Annotated in this window: 10 protein-coding genes; 6 read left to right on the top strand and 4 right to left on the bottom strand. The window is 72.0% G+C overall.

Annotation, left to right across the window (positions count from 1 at the left end; translation table 11 throughout):
* Nucleotides 1-140: 140 nt before the first annotated feature.
* The 3 genes from pruA to QSK22_RS02590 all read left to right on the top strand — a co-directional run bounded on the left by pruA (nt 141) and on the right by QSK22_RS02590 (nt 4,744).
* Nucleotides 141-1,769: an L-glutamate gamma-semialdehyde dehydrogenase gene (pruA, locus tag QSK22_RS02600; protein ID WP_285492270.1), complete on the top strand. Its 1,629-nt coding sequence runs from the start codon at nt 141-143 to the stop codon at nt 1,767-1,769.
* A gap of 68 nt (nt 1,770-1,837) precedes the next feature.
* On the top strand, nt 1,838-2,539 hold the full coding sequence (locus tag QSK22_RS02595; protein WP_285492269.1) for an HAD family hydrolase: 702 nt from the start codon (nt 1,838-1,840) through the stop codon (nt 2,537-2,539).
* Nucleotides 2,540-2,761: 222 nt separating this feature from the next.
* Nucleotides 2,762-4,744 (top strand): acetoacetate--CoA ligase, encoded by a 1,983-nt coding sequence (locus QSK22_RS02590; RefSeq protein ID WP_285492268.1) that lies wholly within the window; start codon nt 2,762-2,764, stop codon nt 4,742-4,744.
* 171 nt (nt 4,745-4,915) lie between these two features.
* Here QSK22_RS02590 and QSK22_RS02585 read toward each other — a convergent pair whose 3' ends face one another.
* The gene (locus tag QSK22_RS02585; protein ID WP_285492267.1) at nt 4,916-5,590 is read right to left on the bottom strand and encodes a C40 family peptidase; all 675 of its coding nucleotides are present in this window, start codon (nt 5,588-5,590) and stop codon (nt 4,916-4,918) included.
* A 387-nt stretch (nt 5,591-5,977) separates the two neighbouring features.
* Between QSK22_RS02585 and QSK22_RS02580 the strand changes: the two genes are divergently transcribed.
* On the top strand, nt 5,978-7,717 hold the full coding sequence (locus QSK22_RS02580) for a serine/threonine protein kinase (protein ID WP_285492266.1): 1,740 nt from the start codon (nt 5,978-5,980) through the stop codon (nt 7,715-7,717).
* Between the two features lie 251 nt (nt 7,718-7,968).
* Nucleotides 7,969-12,807, top strand: a complete 4,839-nt coding sequence (locus QSK22_RS02575; RefSeq protein ID WP_285492265.1) for an NAD-glutamate dehydrogenase — start codon at nt 7,969-7,971, stop codon at nt 12,805-12,807.
* A gap of 93 nt (nt 12,808-12,900) precedes the next feature.
* Here QSK22_RS02575 and QSK22_RS02570 read toward each other — a convergent pair whose 3' ends face one another.
* Complete coding sequence (locus tag QSK22_RS02570; RefSeq protein ID WP_285492264.1) at nt 12,901-13,872, bottom strand: DUF8094 domain-containing protein; 972 nt, start codon at nt 13,870-13,872, stop codon at nt 12,901-12,903.
* A 99-nt stretch (nt 13,873-13,971) separates the two neighbouring features.
* Complete coding sequence (gene prfB / locus QSK22_RS02565) at nt 13,972-15,099, bottom strand: peptide chain release factor 2 (RefSeq protein WP_285492263.1); 1,128 nt, start codon at nt 15,097-15,099, stop codon at nt 13,972-13,974.
* A gap of 165 nt (nt 15,100-15,264) precedes the next feature.
* On the opposite strand from prfB, the gene QSK22_RS02560 reads away from it, so the two are divergent.
* Nucleotides 15,265-16,326, top strand: coding sequence for a DUF8094 domain-containing protein (locus QSK22_RS02560; RefSeq protein WP_285492262.1), 1,062 nt, complete (start codon nt 15,265-15,267; stop codon nt 16,324-16,326).
* Nucleotides 16,327-16,411: 85 nt separating this feature from the next.
* Here the strand turns inward: QSK22_RS02560 and QSK22_RS02555 are convergent, their stop codons facing one another.
* Nucleotides 16,412-16,594, bottom strand: a complete 183-nt coding sequence (locus QSK22_RS02555) for a hypothetical protein (protein WP_285492261.1) — start codon at nt 16,592-16,594, stop codon at nt 16,412-16,414.
* Between the last annotated feature and the right edge of the window lie 1,032 nt (nt 16,595-17,626).

Below are 17,626 nucleotides of genomic sequence, written 5' to 3'. Positions count from 1 at the left end.
CCCGCCGACCGCGTCGCGGACGGCGGTAACGGGTAGGTCTCGTGTCGTTGAAGGCAGGAAGCGACATATGACGCAAGTCTCCCTATTTGTGTGACTATGCCGCTGTACGACGATGATGTCGGACTTTTGGGGAGCGCCAGATGGACGCCGTCACCAACGTGCCGGAGCCGGTGAACGAGCCGGTCAAGCCGTACCCGCCGGGCAGCCCCGAGCGCGCCGCGCTGGAAGCCAAGATCAAAGAGCTCGGCGACGCGGAGACCGAGCTGACCATGACGATCGGGGGCGAGCGCAGGCTGGGCGGCGGCGAGCCCATCGACGTGGTCGAGCCGCACGACCGCGCGCACGTGCTCGGCCGAATGGGCAACGCCACCGACGACGACGTGCGCGCGGCGATCGACGCCGCCCGCGCGGCCGCGCCCGCCTGGCGCGCGATGCCGTTCGACGACCGCGCCGCCATCCTGCTGCGGGCGGCCGAGCTGGCGTCCGGCCCGTGGCGCGCCACGCTGAACGCCGCCACCATCCTCGGCCAGTCCAAGTCGGTGCAGCAGGCCGAGATCGACTCGGCCTGCGAGCTGATCGACTTCTGGCGGTTCAACGTCGCCTACGCCCGCCGGCTGTACACCCAGCAGCCCGAGTCCTCGCCCGGCGTGTGGAACCGGATGGAGTACCGGCCGCTGGAGGGCTTCGTGGTGGCCATCACCCCGTTCAACTTCACCGCCATCGCCGGGAACCTGCCGACCGCGCCCGCCCTGATGGGCAACGTGGTGATCTGGAAGCCGTCGCCCACCCAGCAGCTGGCCGCGCACCACACCATGCGGCTGCTGGAGGAGGCCGGGCTGCCCCCGGGCGTGATCAACCTGGTGACGGGCGACGGGCAGGCGGTGTCCAACGTCGCGCTCACCCACCCCGAGCTGGCCGGCATCCACTTCACCGGCTCCACCCGCACGTTCCAGCACCTGTGGCGGACGGTCGGCGAGAACATCGCGGGCTACAAGGGCTACCCGCGGCTGGTCGGCGAGACCGGCGGCAAGGACTTCGTGGTGGCCCACCCGTCCGCCGACATCGACGTGCTGAAGACCGTGCTGATCCGCGGCGCCTTCGAATACCAGGGGCAGAAGTGCTCGGCGGCCTCCCGCGCCTACATCCCCCGGTCGCTGTGGGAGCGCATGCGCGACGACTTCTGCGACGAGGTCGCCGCGCTCACCATGGGCAACGTGGCCGAGGACCTGTCGGCGTTCATGGGCGCGGTCATCGACGGCCGGGCGTTCGCCAAGCACCGGGCGGCGATCGAACGCGCCCGCGGCATCGACACCGCGAAGATCCTCGTCGGCGGCGAGCTGGACGACTCCCAGGGCTGGTTCGTCCGCCCCACCGTGCTGGAGTCGTCCGACCCCGAGGACGAGATCTTCACCAAGGAGTACTTCGGCCCCATCCTCGGCGTGCACGTCTACGACGACGGCGACTACGACGCGATGCTGCGGCAGCTGGAGGGCGTCGCCGAGTACGGCCTGACCGGCGCGGTCGTCGCGCGGGACCGGGCCGCCATCGCCGCGGCCACCGAGGTGCTGCGCTTCGCGGCGGGCAACTTCTACATCAACGACAAGCCGACCGGCGCGGTGGTGGGCCAGCAGCCGTTCGGCGGCGCCCGCGCCAGCGGCACCAACGACAAGGCCGGATCGGTCTTCAACCTGATCCGCTGGGTCAACGCCCGGTCGATCAAGGAGACGTTCGTCCCGCCGACCGACTACCGCTACCCGCACATGGGCTGACCCCGGCGCTTTTCGGCCCGGCCGCCGTGCGGTTGCGCAAGCGCGCGGCAGGCCAGACGATACCCGGCATGAACCGTCTGGTCCTGTGGAACATCGACCACACGCTCGTGGACGTCGGCAGGGTCGCCCGGGAGTGCTACGCCGAGGCGTTCCAGCGGACCACCGGGCGGCCCCTGGTGCGGCTGGCCCCCATGCCGGGCCGCACCGAATCGGAGATCATCTTCGAGACGCTGGCGTTCAACGACATCGTCACCACCGACGACCACCTGCCCACGTTCATGGACGCGCTGGCCGCCGCGTTCGCCGCCCGCCGCGCCGGCCTGCGCGGCAACGGGCGGGTGCTGGCCGGGGCGGCCGAGGCGCTGGACGCGCTGGCCCGCGTGCCCGGCACGGTCCAGTCGGTGCTGACCGGGTCGATCGAGCCCGTGGCCCGGCTCAAGGTCACCGAGCTGGGCCTGGCCGGGCACCTGGACCTGGACGCGGGCGGTTACGAGACCGGCGTCTACAGCAAGGCCGCCTTGCTGGAGCTGGTGCGGCGCCGCGCCGGGGAGGCGCGCGGCGTGACCTTCGGCGAGTCCGCCACCGTGTACGTGGCCGACTCGCCGCGCGACGTGCAGGCCGCCCACATCGCCGGTTCGCCGATCATCGCGGTCGCCACCGGCAGCGCCACCGAGGCCGAGCTGCGTTCGGCGGGCGCCGACGTCGTCCTGCCGACGCTGGCCGACACCGACGCCGTCGTCTCCGCCGTCACCCGGCTCACCCAGGGCTGACCGTGCTGTAGAAGGTGCCGGGTGCGCCGCCCGCATAGGTGCCGACCTCGGGAAATGGGTAGGCCCCGGGGGACGGCGTCGGCCCCGGGCGTAAGATCGACGGGCTTGCGAAGCCGGGGCGGCGGGTTCGATGCTGGGAACGTCAGCGCGTACCGTATGCCCGCGCGCGAAACACCAGGTGGGGGCCGCCCCGACACCCCCGGAGAAGAGGAGGCCGGTGCGATGGCAGGCGACGAAGCGTCCGACGGCTTGCCCCCCGAAGGGGCGCCGCTGTGGGAGCCGTCCGCGGAGGTCGTCGCCGGCGCCCGGGTGACGCGCTACCGCGAGTGGCTGCGCGAGCGCGGCGTGGCCACCGAGGACTACGCCGACCTGTGGCGTTGGTCGGTCACCGAGGTGGACGCCTTCTGGTCGTCGATCTGGGAGTACTTCGACGTGGTCGGCGAGCGCGGCGACGGGCCGGTGCGGTCCGGCGGGCCCATGCCGGTGGACGGGCTGCGCTGGTTCCCCGGCGTGACCGTCAACTACGCCGCCAACGCGCTGCGCCGCGCCGAGCAGGCCCCCGACGACACCGCCGTGGTGTTCCGCTCCGAGGCGGGCGGGCACCGGCTGCTCACCTACCGCGAACTGGCCCGGCACGTGGCCGAGGTGCGCGCCGGGCTGGCCGAGCTGGGCGTCGGCCGCGGCGACCGGGTGGCCGCCTACCTGCCCAACATCCCCGAGGCGCTGATCTGCTTCCTGGCCGCCGCCTCGCTCGGCGCGATCTGGTCGTCCTGCTCCCCGGATTTCGGGTCCTCCTCCGTGGTCGACCGGTTCGCGCAGATCGAGCCGAAGGTGCTCATCGCCGTGGACGGCTACGCCTACAACGGCAAGCACTTCGACCGGCGCGACGTCGTCCGCGAGATCGAGGCCGCGCTGCCGTCGCTGCGCGCCACCGTGCTCGTCCCGTACCTGGACCCCGCCGTCACCGCCGATGGCCTGCGCGCCGGCGTCCGCTACACCGACCTGCCCCGTAGCGGCCACGACCTGGCGTTCGAGGACGTGCCGTTCGACCACCCGCTGTGGGTGGTGTACTCCTCGGGAACCACGGGGCTGCCCAAGCCGATCGTGCACGGGCACGGCGGCATCGTCCTGGAGCACCTCAAGGCGCTGTCGTTCCACCAGGACCTCGGCCCGGGCGACGTGTTCTTCTGGTACACCACCACGGGCTGGATGATGTGGAACTACCTCGTCGGCGGCCTGCTGGTCGGCGCCACGATCGTGATGTACGACGGCGCGCCCGCCGACCTGTGGCGGATGGCGGCCGACAGCGGCGTCACCTACTTCGGCGTCGGCGCCCCGTACATCATGGCCTCGGCGAAGGAGGGCCGCCGCCCCGGCGAGGAGCTGGACCTGTCGCGCATCCGCGGCATCGGCTCCACCGGGTCGCCGCTGCCGCCCGAGGGCTTCACCTGGGTGTACGACGCGGTCGGCAAGGACCTGCTGCTCGGCTCGTTCTCCGGCGGCACCGACCTGTGCACCGGCTTCGTCGGGCCGTCGCCCGTGCTGCCGCTGCGCGCCGGGGTGATCCAGTGCCGCGGCCTGGGCGCCAAGGTCGAGGCGTACGCCGACGACGGCCGGCCGGTGGTGGACGAGGTCGGCGAGCTGGTCATCACCGAGCCGATGCCGTCCATGCCGGTGTTCTTCTGGAACGACGAGGGCGGCGAGCGCTACCGCGAGTCGTACTTCGGCATGTACCCGGGCGTGTGGCGGCACGGCGACTGGATCAAGATCCTCCCGGACGGCGGCTGCGTGATCTACGGCCGGTCCGACTCGACGCTCAACCGGGGCGGGGTGCGCATGGGCACCGCCGACTTCTACCGCGTGGTCGAGTCGTTCGACGAGATCGCCGACAGCCTGGTCATCGACACCGGCCGGCTCGGGCAGGAGGGCCGGCTGATCCTGTACGTGCAGACCGCGCCCGGCGCCGTTCTCGACGACGACCTGGTGGCCCGGCTGCGCACCGCGCTGCGCTCGGCGCTGTCGCCGCGGCACGTCCCGGACGAGATCCACCAGGTCCCCGGCATCCCGCGCACGCTGTCGGGCAAGAAGCTGGAGGTCCCCGTCCGCAAGATCCTGCTGGGGACGCCGGTGGAGAAGGCCGCCAACCCCGACTCCCTGGCCAACCCCGACGTCCTGCGGCACTTCACCCCGGAGAAGGCGTCCTGAACCGCCCGCCCGCGGCCGCTAGTTCGTCAGTCCCGGACCGCGTCCGTGGCTGGGACGCGATCCGGGTGAGGTGATCGCGACGGGAACGGCCCCCGCGTCCCCGTCCGGCGGTGGCCCGTCCGCCGATCGGCGGCGGGCCCGGCGGCGTGCGCCGAGCCGGGTGCGGACGGCTCAGTAGAGCCGCGTGGGCACCGGCGGCAGCCGCCGCCACGCCGGGCGCACGGCGCCGACGTAGCGGGAGCGGTAGTGGCCGCGCAGCCGCTCGACCGTCACGCGGCGGCCGGGGCGCGGCGAGTGAACGAACCGGCCGTTGCCCACGTACATGCCGACGTGGTTCAGCCGGTTGAAGAAGACCAGGTCGCCGGGGAGCAGGTCGCGGCGCCGGATCTTCGGATTGATGTTGTGGTACTGCGACGCGGCCACCCGCGGGATGCGCACCCCCGCGCGCCGCCACGCCCGCTGCACCAGCCCGGAGCAGTCGAAGCCCCGGCGGCCGGTGCCGCCCCACACGTAGGGGCGCCCCTGCTGGCGCAGCGCGTAGCTCACCGCGCGGTCGGCGCGGCGCTGCCACCTGGCCAGCATCTGCGCCCGGCGCAGCCGCACCGAGCGCTGCAGCGCGGCCAGCATCCCGGCCCGCTCCCCGCGGCTGTGCATGCTGCCCGCCCTGCCGAAGGGCCTGGCCCGGCGGTTGTGCGCGGAGGGCCTGCGCCACAGCGCCTGGCTCCCGTCGCTTTGGATCTTCTCGGGACGTTCCCGCTGCTCCACCGGCTGCGCGACGGCGGCGCCCGGGGTGAGGGCCAGGGCGATCGTCGTGGCGCAGCACGCGGTTCTTAACGGAAGTGACATGCCGGTGTACCTCCTTGCGAAGATCGTCAAGCCGCTGTCTACCCGGCACGCCGACTTCACACTCCTGAATTCACTGAGAAAGCGGCCTCCGACCTGGAGAAATGCCAGTGTTTTCGGTTGTGTGCCTTATGCGGCGGCGCCGAGCGGGCTAGGGTAGGGGGCCGCCCCCGAACGCGGTGAGCAGGTGGTCGGATCGCGGCGAAGTGCCGGGTCCGAGTGAACTCCCCGACGGTTCGGAGCGTCCCACTGGTCGAAGGCCGACTTATTCATTCCCTACGATTCACCCGAGGCCCGTCCGCGGCCGGCGCGATCACCGGCGCCCGCCGGCTTCCCCGCGACGTACGCGACGGGCGGACAGCGCGACACACAGAGAGGGCGGTTCCGCGCATGGAGGTTGGTGCCCTGCGGTCCGGCGACCCGGTGCGGCTGGGGTCCTACGACCTGATCGGCCGGGTGGGCGAGGGCGGCCAGGGCAGTGTTTTCCTGGGCGAGTCGCCGGACGGCCGGCAGGTGGCGATCAAGCTGCTGCACGCCGAGCTGACCTCCGACGACAAGGCCCGGGCCCGCTTCCTGCGCGAGGTCGAGGTGGCCAAGCGGGTGGCCCCGTTCTGCACCGCCCAGGTGATCGACGCCGACGCCGACGGCGACCGGCCGTACATCGTCAGCGAGTACGTGCGCGGCCCGTCGCTCAACCAGCACGTCAACGAGAAGGGCCCGCTGTCGGGCGCGGCGCTGGACCGGCTGGCGGTCAGCACCGCCACCGCCCTGGCCGCCATCCACCAGGCCGAGGTGGTGCACCGCGACTTCAAGCCGCACAACGTGCTGATCGGCCCGGACGGCCCGCGCGTGATCGACTTCGGGGTGGCCCGCGCGATCAGCGGCTCCACCACGCTGACCAGCAAGGTCATCGGCACCCCCTCGTACATGGCGCCCGAGATGCTCAAGGGCGAGGAGGTCGGCACGCCCGCCGACGTGTTCTGCTGGGGCGCCACGCTGACGTTCGCGGCCACCGGCGAGCCGCCGTTCGGCCAGGACACCATCCCGGCGGTGATCAACCGGATCCTGCACGAGGAGCCGGACCTCGGGGAGCTGACCGGGCCGCTGCGCGACCTGGTCGCCGAGTGCCTGGACAAGGACCCGGCCAACCGGCCCAACGCCCGCCAGGTGCTGATGCGGCTGCTGGGGCACCAGGACGGCGGCGCGGGTACGGCCGTCCTGCCCCGCCCGGCCGAGGCGACCGAGGTGGACGACCCCTCCGTGCCCGACCGGCACGATGAGGAGACCGCCATCCTCGCGGCGGGCAGCGTGCTGGCCGCCGAACTCGGCGACGGCGACACCGGCGACACCGGCGATGCGGGCACCGCTCCCGGAGGCGACCGCGCGGACGGCTCCTTGGACGGCGCCGCCGACGACGCCGCCGACCGCGCGGGCGACCGCGACCCGGCATCCGAGCAGACCCAGGCGGTCGGCGCGGCCGCCGCCGAGCGGGCCGGCGACCGCGCCAAGGAGCCCGAGCGGCTGCCGACCCCCGCCGAGTGGGCCGCGCAGAACACGCTGCCGCCCGACCGCGCGTCCAACCGGCCCGCCCTGCCGGCCCTGTCGGCCGTGCTGCACGACCGCCGCAGGCTGGCCGCGCTGGCCGGGGCCGCCGCCGCGATCATCGCCATCGTGATCACCTCGGCGGTGCTGGCGTTCAGCGGCAGCGACAAGACCGGCAAGACCGTCGGCGACCGCAACCAGGGCCCCACGCCCGCCGGCGTCATGCCCTCCGCCGTGGACGACACCGACCGCCCGACGAGCACGCCCACGTCGGAGGAGACCACGTCGGAGGAGGAGCCGTCGTCCTCGCCCACCGGCTCCGGGACGCCGACCGGCGACATGTCCGACTGGCCGTCCGGCACGCCCTCCACCACCCCGACCACCGACGCCCCGGACGACGACGAGCCCTCCAGCCCGTCGACCGACGAGCCCGGAACCGGCGACCCGGGCACCGACGAGCCCGGAACCGGTGAGCCGGGCACCGGCGAGCCCGGATCGGGCACCCCGAGCAACCCGTCCGGCCCCGGCTCGGGCGGCTCGGGCGGTTCGGGCGGCGGCGACGGCAGCAGCTCCGGCGGCGACAGCTGATCGTCCGGCCGCCCGCGGGCGGCCGGACCGGCACGCGAAAGCGCGGTGAAGACGCGGCCACAGGACATCGAAGACAGCGGGAAGACGTGGGGAAGGCCACGGCCGTGTCCCGGGCGCTCGGGTCGGCTTTGCGGCTTTTCCTGGTTACGCTGACGCAGTGAGCAGCGCCACAACGAGGTGGCGACATTGCTCGTGGGGGGACGCCCTCCCACGCCCCCCGCCCGGGGGAAGAGTCTCGATGGGGAGAGTCGATGGGCGGCAAGCTCGATCAAGCGAAGGACGATGTGCTGCGGCGCGCGGCGCAGACCTGGGCGCAGGGCCCGGGGAGCAAGGGGATCGACCTCGACGACGCGGTCGAATACCTGCGCCTCTACTACCGCCATGTGGCACCCGAGGACCTGTTGGACCGCGATCTGGTCGATATCTTCGGCCCCGCCATGGCGCACCGGCTGCTCGGCGAGGAGCGGCCGCAGGGGCGGGCCAAGGTGCGGGTGTTCACCCCCACCGTGGAGGAGTACGGCTGGGACCCCGGCCACACCGTCGTGCAGGTGGTCACCGACGACATGCCGTTCCTGGTCGACTCGGTCACGATGGAGCTCAACCGGCACCAGCTGACCACCCACCTGATCGTCCACCCGCTGCTGGGCGTCGACCGCGACGTGGCCGGGCACCTCAAGGCGTTCCGCCCCAAGCTCGGCAACGCCACCGACCTGGACGAGTCGTGGATCCACATCGAGGTGGACCGCACCAGCGACCGCGCCGTCCTGGAGCAGCTGGAAAAAGACCTGCTGCGCGTGCTGAACGACGTGCGGGTCGCCTTCGAGGACGAGCCGAAGATGCGCGCCCGGGCCGGCGAGATCGCCACCAGCCTGCGCTACGACCCGCCGCCGCTGCCCGACAAGGAGCTGGACGAGGGCGTCGAACTGCTCGACTGGCTGGCCGACGGCCACTTCACCTTCCTCGGCTACCGCGACTACACGCTCACCGGCGACGGCACGGCGCTGCGCCCGGAGCCCGGCACCGGCCTCGGCATCCTGCGCGCCGACAAGCAGGAGTCCGACAGCTTCGCCGCGCTGCCGCCCGAGGTGCGCGAACGCGCCACCGAGAAGCAACTGCTGGTGCTGACCAAGGCCAACTCGCGGTCCACCGTCCACCGGCCCCTGTACCTGGACTACATCGGCGTCAAGAAGTTCGGGCCGGACGGCGAGGTGATCGGCGAGCGCCGCTTCCTCGGCCTGTTCACGCATGTGGCCTACAGCGCCTCGATCGCGCATGTGCCCGTCCTGAAGCGCAAGCTCGCCGAGGTTTTGGAACGCGCCGAGTTCACCCCCGACAGCTACGACGGCCAGGACCTGATCGAGATCCTGGAGACCTACCCGCGCGACGAGCTGTTCCAGATCTCCGTCGACGACCTGCTGTCGATCGCGCTCGGCGTGCTGCGGCTGCGCGAACGCCGCCACCTGAAGCTGTTCCTGCGCAAGGACGCCTACGGCCGCTACATGTCCTGCATGGTGTACCTGCCGCGCGACCGGTACACCACCCGGGTGCGGCTGCGCATCCAGGAGATCCTCAAGAACGCCTTCGACGGCGTCTCGGTCGACTACAGCGCCAACGTCACCGAGTCCGTCCTGGCCCGGTTGCACGTGGTGGTGCGGGGCGAGCGCGGCCGCCCGCTGCCCGACGTGGACGTCGAGGAGCTGGAGGCCCGGCTGGCCGCCGCCACCCGCTCGTGGGCCGACGACCTGGCCGACGCCATCGTCGAGCAGTGCGGCGAGGAGCGCTCCGGCGTGCTGGCCCGCCGCTACGGCGACGCCTTCCCCGAGGGCTACAAGGCCGACTTCCCGGCCCGCACCGCCGTGGCCGACCTGCGCCGCCTGGAGGAGCTCACCGAGGACGGCCAGACCTCCATCAACCTGTACGAGCCGTACGGCGCCGAGCCCGGTGAGCGGCGCCTGAAGCTCTACCGGCAGGGCCCGCCGATCTCGCTGTCGCGGGTGCTGCCGCTGCTGCACAACATGGGCGTCGAGGTGATCGACGAGCGGCCGTACGAGATCCGCCCGGCCGACCGGCCCCGCGCCTGGATCTACGACCTCGGGCTGCGCTACGACCCGCCGGAGGGGGTGCCCGAGGAGGACATCAAGGACCTGTTCCAGGACGCCTTCGCCGCCCTGTGGCGCGGTGACATCGAAAACGACGGGTTCAACGCGCTGGTCCTGCACGTCGGCCTGAACTGGCGGCAGGCGATGGTGATGCGCGCCTACGCCCTGTACCTGCGGCAGATCGGCACCACGTTCTCCAAGCGCTACATCGAGCAGGTGCTGCTGCGCAACGCGCAGATCACCCGGCTGCTGGTGCGGTACTGGGAGAGCCGCCTGGACCCGGCGCTGGCCGGCGGGGAGGACGAGCGCAGCGAGGCGATCCACGAGGAGCTGTGCGGCCTGCTGGACGAGGTCGCCAGCCTCGACGAGGACCGCATCCTGCGCGCCTACCTGGCGATGTTCGAGGCCACCTTGCGCACCAACCACTTCCAGCGCAAGCCGTACCTGTCGATCAAGTTCGACCCCTCGCGCATCCCGGACCTGCCGCAGCCCCGCCCCACCTACGAGATCTTCGTGTACTCGCCCACGGTGGAGGGCGTGCACCTGCGGTTCGGGTCGGTGGCGCGCGGCGGGCTGCGCTGGTCGGACCGCCGCGAGGACTTCCGCACCGAGATCCTCGGGCTGGTCAAGGCGCAGGCGGTGAAGAACACCGTGATCGTCCCGGCCGGGGCCAAGGGCGGCTTCGTCGGCAAGCAGCTGCCGCCCGCCTCCGACCGCGAGGCGTTCATGAACGCGGGCATCGCCTGCTACCGCGACTTCATCTCCGGGCTGCTGGACATCACCGACAACCTCGTCGACGGCAAGGTCGTCCCGCCGCCCGACGTGGTGCGGCACGACGGCGACGACCCGTACCTGGTCGTGGCCGCCGACAAGGGCACCGCCACGTTCTCCGACATCGCCAACGAGGTCGCCGCCTCCTACGGCTTCTGGCTCGGCGACGCGTTCGCCTCCGGCGGCTCGGTCGGCTACGACCACAAGGCGATGGGCATCACCGCCCGCGGCGCCTGGGAGTCGGTGAAGTACCACTTCCGCTCGCTCGGCAAGGACGTGCAGAACGAGCCCTTCACCGTCGTGGGCATCGGCGACATGTCCGGCGACGTGTTCGGCAACGGCATGCTGCTCAGCCGGCACATCAAGCTGGTCGCCGCGTTCGACCACCGGCACATCTTCCTCGACCCGGACCCCGACCCCGAGCGCTCCTACGCCGAACGCGAGCGGCTGTTCAAGCTGCCGCGCAGCTCGTGGGCGGACTACGACACCTCGGTGATCTCCCGCGGCGGCGGCGTGTACCCGCGCACCGCCAAGTCCATCAAGATCACCCCGGAGGTGCGCGAGGCGCTCGGCCTCGACCCGGGCGTCACCGCGCTGACCCCCTACGAGCTGATCCACGCCGTGCTGTGCGCGCCGGTGGACCTGCTGTGGAACGGCGGCATCGGCACCTACGTCAAGGCGTCCACCGAGAACAACGCCGACGTCGGCGACAAGGCCAACGACCCGGTGCGGGCCGACGCCTCAGAGCTGCGCTGCAAGGTGATCGGCGAGGGCGGCAACCTGGGCGTCACCCAGCTCGGCCGGATCGAGTTCGCCCGCCGCGGCGGCCTGGTCAACACCGACTTCATCGACAACTCCGCCGGGGTGGACACCTCCGACCACGAGGTCAACATCAAGATCCTGCTCGACCAGGCGGTGCGCGACGGCGAGCTGACCGGCAAGCAGCGCGACCAGCTGCTGTACGAGATGACCGACGAGGTCGCCGAGCTGGTGCTGCGCGACAACTACGCGCAGAACGTGGTGCTGGCCGCGGCCCGGGCGCAGGCCCGGTCCATGCTGCACGTCCACACCCGGTACATGCGCAAGCTGGAGCGTGACGGCCGGCTCAAGCGGCGCCTGGAGTTCCTGCCCGACGACAAGGCGCTGGCCGAACGCCGCCAGGCCGGGCACGGCCTGACCGGCCCGGAGTTCGCCGTCCTGCTGGCCTACGCCAAGCTGTCGCTGGACGCCGAGCTGAACTCCTCCGACCTGCCCGACGACCCGTACCTGGAGTCCTGGCTGGTCGACTACTTCCCGACCCCGCTGCGCGAGCGGTTCCGCCCCTACATGGACCGGCACCCGCTGCGCCGCGAGATCATCACCACCGCGGTGGTGAACGACCTGGTCAACAACTCCGGCACCACGTTCATGTTCCGGGTGAACGAGGAGACCGGGGCCTCCCCGTCCGACATCGCCCGCGCCTACCTGGTGTCGCGCGAGGTGTTCGACATGCCGCGGTTCTGGCGGACCGTGGAGGGGCTGACCCACCAGGTCGACGAGTCCACGCAGATCAGGATGCGGCTGGAGGCGCGCAAGCTCACCGAGCGCGGCGCCCGCTGGCTGCTGCACAACCGGCGGCCGCCGTTCGACATCCGCGAGACCATCGACTTCTTCGCCGACGGCGCCCGCACCCTGGGCGCGCTGCTGCCCAAGGTGCTGGTCGGCCTGGACCTGGTGGCGTTCGAGCAGCGCCGCGACGGCTTCGCCGAACGCGGCGTGCCCGACGAGGTGGCCGAGGCGACCGCCATGATGGTGCCCGCCTTCTCCACCTTCGACCTGGTCGAGATCGCACACGACACCGGGCGTCCCGTGGAGGAGGTCGCCGAGGTCTACTTCGACGTCGCCGACCGGCTGCAGCTGTCCCGGCTGCGTGAACGCATCATCGCGCTGCCGCGCGACGACCGGTGGCGGTCGATGGCCCGCTCCGCGCTGCGCGACGACCTGTACGCCGCGCACGCCGCGCTGACCCGCGACGTGCTGATCACCAGCGAGTCGGGCACCCCGCCCGAGCAGCGCCTGGCGCACTGGTCGGAGAAGAACAGCGTCGCGGTGCGCCGCGCCCAGCAGACCCTCTCGGAGATCTGGGAGAGCGACAGCTTCGACCTGGCCACCCTGTCGGTCGCGCTGGGCGCCATCCGCACGCTGGTCACGGCCAGCGCGCTGCCGTCGACGGAGGCGTGAGCGCCGGAACACGGGCGAAGTGACCGTCGGGCGCCGGTGCGTCTCCACGGCAGCGGTCGGTACGAGGGGACCCGCACCGGCACCCGGCGGTGATCAGGAGGCCTTCGCCGCGACGGCCTTGCGGTACATGCCGCCGACGGCGGCGTGCCCGGAGGCCGGCACGGTGGCCAGGTACTGCACCAGGACGGTGGCGTCCAGCCGGGTGCGGGCCGCCTTGGCGGGGGCCAGGCCGGTCAGGTCGCCGGTGACGGCGAGCTTGCCGAGCCGCGCCGCCCGGTAGCGCTCCTGCTGGCGCAGCACGTACCACACCAGCGCGCCCCCGTCCTTGGTGCGCAGCGCGTACACGGGCGAGGAGTCGGGGGCGAACCGGGTGTGCAGCCGCACCCCGTTCCTGCGCAGCCCCAGCTGGGCCTGCCGCAGCGCGTTGTAGGACTGCGTGGTCTGCGGGCCCGGCGCCAGCACCCCCGCGCCCGGCGCCTGCGGCCCGCCGCTCAGCAGCGCCGCATGCGCCGCGCCGATCCGGGACGGGCTGACCGCCAGCCCGGACGCGCCCGGCGCCACCGCCTGGGCGTATCCGTCGCCGTCGAGCCGCACCCGGGACATCTCGTCGCCGCCCGGGTGCGGGGACGCGGCCAGCAGCCACGGCGCCCCCGCCGCGGCCTGCGTGAACACCAGCGCGTGCCGGGTGGTGCGGGGCTGTGCGGCGCCGGGCGGCGTCGCGGAGGTCACCGTGTCGGCGGCGAACCACCGCGGATACCCGTTCAGCCGCGGGATGTAGAACACGGACTTGACGAACCGCACCGGCGTGAACGGACGGCGGGCGGCGCGGCTCAGCCGGAACGCGGCGCGGTCCATGGCGAGCTGCGGATCGGTCTCGACGGCGGCGAGCGCGTCGCCGTCCAGCCGCTGCCCCGCCTTGTTGGCGGCGTCGGCGTACCGTGCCAGCACGCGCTGCGCCTCGGCCTTGCTCAGCGCCGGAGCGGGTTTCGACCCGCCGCCCCCGCCGCACGCGGCGGCGAGCAGCAGGACCGGGACGGGCAGAACGACGGCTGCGCGGACGCGCATGGCGGGCCCCCAAGAGGACGAGTGCAGAACCGCCCGCCATCATCGCAGAGTGACCGCAAGGTCACGCAGCGGATTGGAAAACCGTCTGAACGCCGGTGGCTACTCGGCGGCGCCCTGGGCCTCCGCCTCGCGCTGCCGCAGCCAGCGGATCTCGGCCTCGATGAACTCGTCGATCTCGCCGTCCAGCACCGCGGCCGGGTTGCCCGCCTCCACGCCGGTGCGCAGATCCTTGACGATCTGGTACGGGTGCAGCACGTAGTTGCGGATCTGCGTGCCCCAGCTGGTGGTGGTCTCGCCGCGCAGCGAGGAGATCTTCTCCGCCTCCTCCTGCCGCTTGCGCTCCAGCAGCTTGGCCTGCAGCACGCTCATCGCGGTGGCCTTGTTCTGCAGCTGGCTGCGCTCGTTCTGGCAGGACACCACGATGCCGGTGGGGAGGTGGGTGATCCGCACCGCCGAGTCGGTGGTGTTGACGCCCTGGCCGCCGGGCCCGGACGACCGGTACACGTCGATGCGCAGGTCGTTCTCGTCGATCTCGATGTGGTCGCTCTGCTCCACCACCGGCACCACGTCCAGCCCCGCGAACGAGGTCTGCCGCCGCCCCTGGTTGTCGAACGGGGAGATGCGCACCAGCCGGTGCGTGCCGTGCTCGCCGCGCAGCGTGCCGTAGGCGTAGGGGGCCTTGACCGTGAACGTCGTCGACTTGATCCCGGCCTCTTCGGCGTAGGAGGTCTCGTAGATCTCCGTCGGGTAGCCGTGCCGCTCGGCCCAGCGCAGGTACATGCGCTGCAGCTGCTGCGCCCAGTCGGCCGCGTCCACCCCGCCCGCCTGGGCGTTGATGGTGATCAGCGCCTCGCGCTCGTCGTACTCGCCCGACATCAGGGTGCGCACTTCGAGCTGCTGGATCTCCTTGCCGAGCGCGGCCACCTCGTCGTCGGCCTCGCGGCGGGTGTCGGCGTCGTCCATCTCGGCGGCCAGCTCGTACAGCGTGGCCACGTCGTCCAGCCGCTGCCGCAGCCCCTCGACCCGGCCGAGCTCGCTCTCCAGGTACGACAGCCGCCGCGTCACCTTCTGCGCGCGCTCCTGGTCGTTCCACAGCTCGGGGTCGGCGGACTGCTCGCGCAGCTCGGCGATGTCGCGCCGCATACCGTCCAGGTCGAGGACCTGCTCGATGCCGGTCAGCGTCGAGTCGAGCTCCTTGAGCCGCTCTTGCGGGTCGATGGCTGCCACACTGAGAGCTTATCGCCGTCGCGGCAGTGCCCCGGGCGGCTGCGCCCGTCCGAGCAGGGGATTCGATCAACGCGTTCGATCAATAGGCTGTGGATGGCAGAATCACGGATCAGCATGGCGGATCGGATCAGCGGAACGGACCGCTCGGAACAGCCGGGGGCAGGCGTGGCGGCGAAAGCGATGTGGCGGTCGTTTCGCGCCGCCTCGGTCGCCGCGGCCGTGACGCTGGCGGCGGCTGGCTGCGCGGGCAGCGAGCCCGAGGCCCGGCCCACCGTGCTGGTCACCGCCACCACGTCCGAGCCGGAGCCGCTGACCCACCAGGTCGCCGAACGCGAGTTCCGCGCCTTCGTCACCAACGACGACGTCGCTCGCGCCGCCGGCGACGAACGGCTGGCCCTCACCTGGACGTCCGACGGGCAGTCCCAGCTGACCGCCGCCGAGTTCCGCAAGGCCGCCTACGACGGCGACCCGGTGAACCGCTACCAGTACGGCGAGCCGCAACTGATCGTCCCCAAGCTCAAGACCGACATCTACCCGCACTGGTTCGTGGCGGCCGTGCCGCGCACCGTCCAGGGCAAGCCGAAGAGCACCCGCACCGCGCTCATGGCGTTCATCCGCCGCAGCCCCGGCGACCGTTGGCGCCTCAGCCTGACCACCGAGCTGCTGCCCAAGACCAAGCTGCCCAAGATCGCGGTGGACGACGACGGCTACGCCACCGCGCTGAGCACCACCGACGACACGATACTGATCCGCCCGCGCGAGGTTCCGGGCATCCAGGCGACCCTCGCCTCCGAGGGCTCCGACAGCGTGGCCCGCAAGGTCATGCGGACGGGCAGGTACACCACCGGCTACTACACGCAGGTGCGCAAGGCCGTGCGCAAGGCCAAGGAAAAGGACCTGACCCTCCAGCTCGTGACGGTGGCCACGTCGTTCCCGATCTTCCCCCTGCGCACCGCGGACGACGGCGGGCTCGTCCTCTACTCCCTGGCCCGCAACGGCCAGCTGACCGCCGACGACGCAGAGAAGGGCGCCAAGCCGCCGGTGCCGCCCGAGGCCGCCCACCTGCTCGACGGCACGGACGAGGGCAGCGACATCACCACGTCCGAGGTCTTCCAGTTCGCCGTCACCGACCCGCCCCGCAGCAAGAAGGGCAAGGCCAAGGCCGACATCATCGCTCAGGCGGGCACCATCACCAAGGCCGGCACCCGGCCGTCGCGCACCTCCTGACCGCTGCCTGTGGCGATCGCCACGCCCCGCCGCCCGGTCACATGGGCTGTGAAAGTTTCGCACGGCCCGGCGGGCAGCGGGGGGCTCAGTACATCCGCTGCAGAGCCAGCGCCAGGAAGAACAGAAGGACCAGGACCGCCAGGATCACCGTGGGGGAGAAGGGGCCGCCGTGGCGGTGCATCTCGGCGCGGGCGTTCCGGCAGGTCGGGCAGCGGCCTTCGACCACCGGACCCGAGCAGCGGGCGCAAATCAGATGTTCGCAGCTCATTCGGCTGCCTCTCTCGCTGGAATGCGTACCTGTCGCTTGAGAACCAAAGCACTCGTTCGCCAGCATTCAGCCTATCCCGACTGTAAAGTCCCTTAGCGTGCCGGGGCGTGGACCGGTCGAGGCGATCGATCTCCGCCCCTACACTGCACGGGGGCCGATCGGTCCGGACGGTCGGACCGGGAAGCCCCTTCACCGAAGGAGCCGGGCCGCCCGGAAACCCCGACCCCCGGACACCGGCCGGCTCCGCCCTCCAGGGGCTCCAAGGGGCCTGCGGTCCCCATGACAGAGGAACTGCCGGAACGAGGTGGGAGTGTGCCGATGGCCTACGACTACACCTCGACGGCCTCGCTCAGAGCCCCCGCACCGACGCCGCATGGCACCGCCCAAGGCGCGGCAGACCTCCCACCCACTCGCTCCGTAAGAGAAAAGCGCCCCGGGCTCCAGCCGTCACACCCCCCGACCACCACGGCAGCCGATCTTCTGCCGTCCGACGCCGAAGGTGTGACGAAGTCCCCAACCGGTCGCTTCCCCGGAGAAGCGGGAGAGCGCGCTGACGGCATGCGGCCGTGGCCTTCCCCGAGCGCAGCGACCGTTCAGCCGCCGCAGTCCAGCGCCGCTGCTGTGACCCGCGCCCGGGAAGCTTTCGGGGAAGCGACGGAGCATGCCTCCAGCACGCGTCCATGGCCGCCATCCAGCGTCGTGGCCGTTGGGCCGCTGCCGTCCGTCCGCGGAGGTGTGACGGAAGCCCCGAGGGGGCGCTCTGCCGGAGAAAAGGGAGAGTGTGCCGGGAACCACACCGACGGCATGCAATCGTCACTCTCGCCTAGCAGCACGGCCGTTCGGCCGTTGCAGGCCGGCGCTGCCGGGACGGACGTCCCGACAGGGTGCTCTTTCGAAAAGAGAGAGCGTGGCGATGGCATGCGTCCGTTGCGCTCCTCCGAACGGCTGTCGGGGGTCGTCGGTGGGGGCGTGATGGGGGTTCCCGGGGGTTGTCTCCCTGGGGGAGAGGCGGAGCGAGTCGGGGAGCGCGCT

It is taken from the genome of Actinomadura sp. NBRC 104425, assembly GCF_030269545.1.
Taxonomy (GTDB): domain Bacteria; phylum Actinomycetota; class Actinomycetes; order Streptosporangiales; family Streptosporangiaceae; genus Spirillospora; species Spirillospora keratinilytica.
Note: the sequence above shows the minus strand (reverse complement) of the source record. Positions and strands in the feature narration are given on the sequence as shown.

What these genes read in the sequence shown, in the direction of transcription:
- pruA (WP_285492270.1), top strand. Translation starts at nt 141, where the DNA reads ATGGACGCCGTCACCAACGTGCCGGAGCCGGTGAACGAGCCGGTCAAG.
- QSK22_RS02595 (WP_285492269.1), top strand. Translation starts at nt 1,838, where the DNA reads ATGAACCGTCTGGTCCTGTGGAACATCGACCACACGCTCGTGGACGTC.
- QSK22_RS02590 (WP_285492268.1), top strand. Translation starts at nt 2,762, where the DNA reads ATGGCAGGCGACGAAGCGTCCGACGGCTTGCCCCCCGAAGGGGCGCCG.
- QSK22_RS02585 (WP_285492267.1), bottom strand. Translation starts at nt 5,590, where the DNA reads ATGTCACTTCCGTTAAGAACCGCGTGCTGCGCCACGACGATCGCCCTG.
- QSK22_RS02580 (WP_285492266.1), top strand. Translation starts at nt 5,978, where the DNA reads ATGGAGGTTGGTGCCCTGCGGTCCGGCGACCCGGTGCGGCTGGGGTCC.
- QSK22_RS02575 (WP_285492265.1), top strand. Translation starts at nt 7,969, where the DNA reads ATGGGCGGCAAGCTCGATCAAGCGAAGGACGATGTGCTGCGGCGCGCG.
- QSK22_RS02570 (WP_285492264.1), bottom strand. Translation starts at nt 13,872, where the DNA reads ATGCGCGTCCGCGCAGCCGTCGTTCTGCCCGTCCCGGTCCTGCTGCTC.
- QSK22_RS02555 (WP_285492261.1), bottom strand. Translation starts at nt 16,594, where the DNA reads ATGAGCTGCGAACATCTGATTTGCGCCCGCTGCTCGGGTCCGGTGGTC.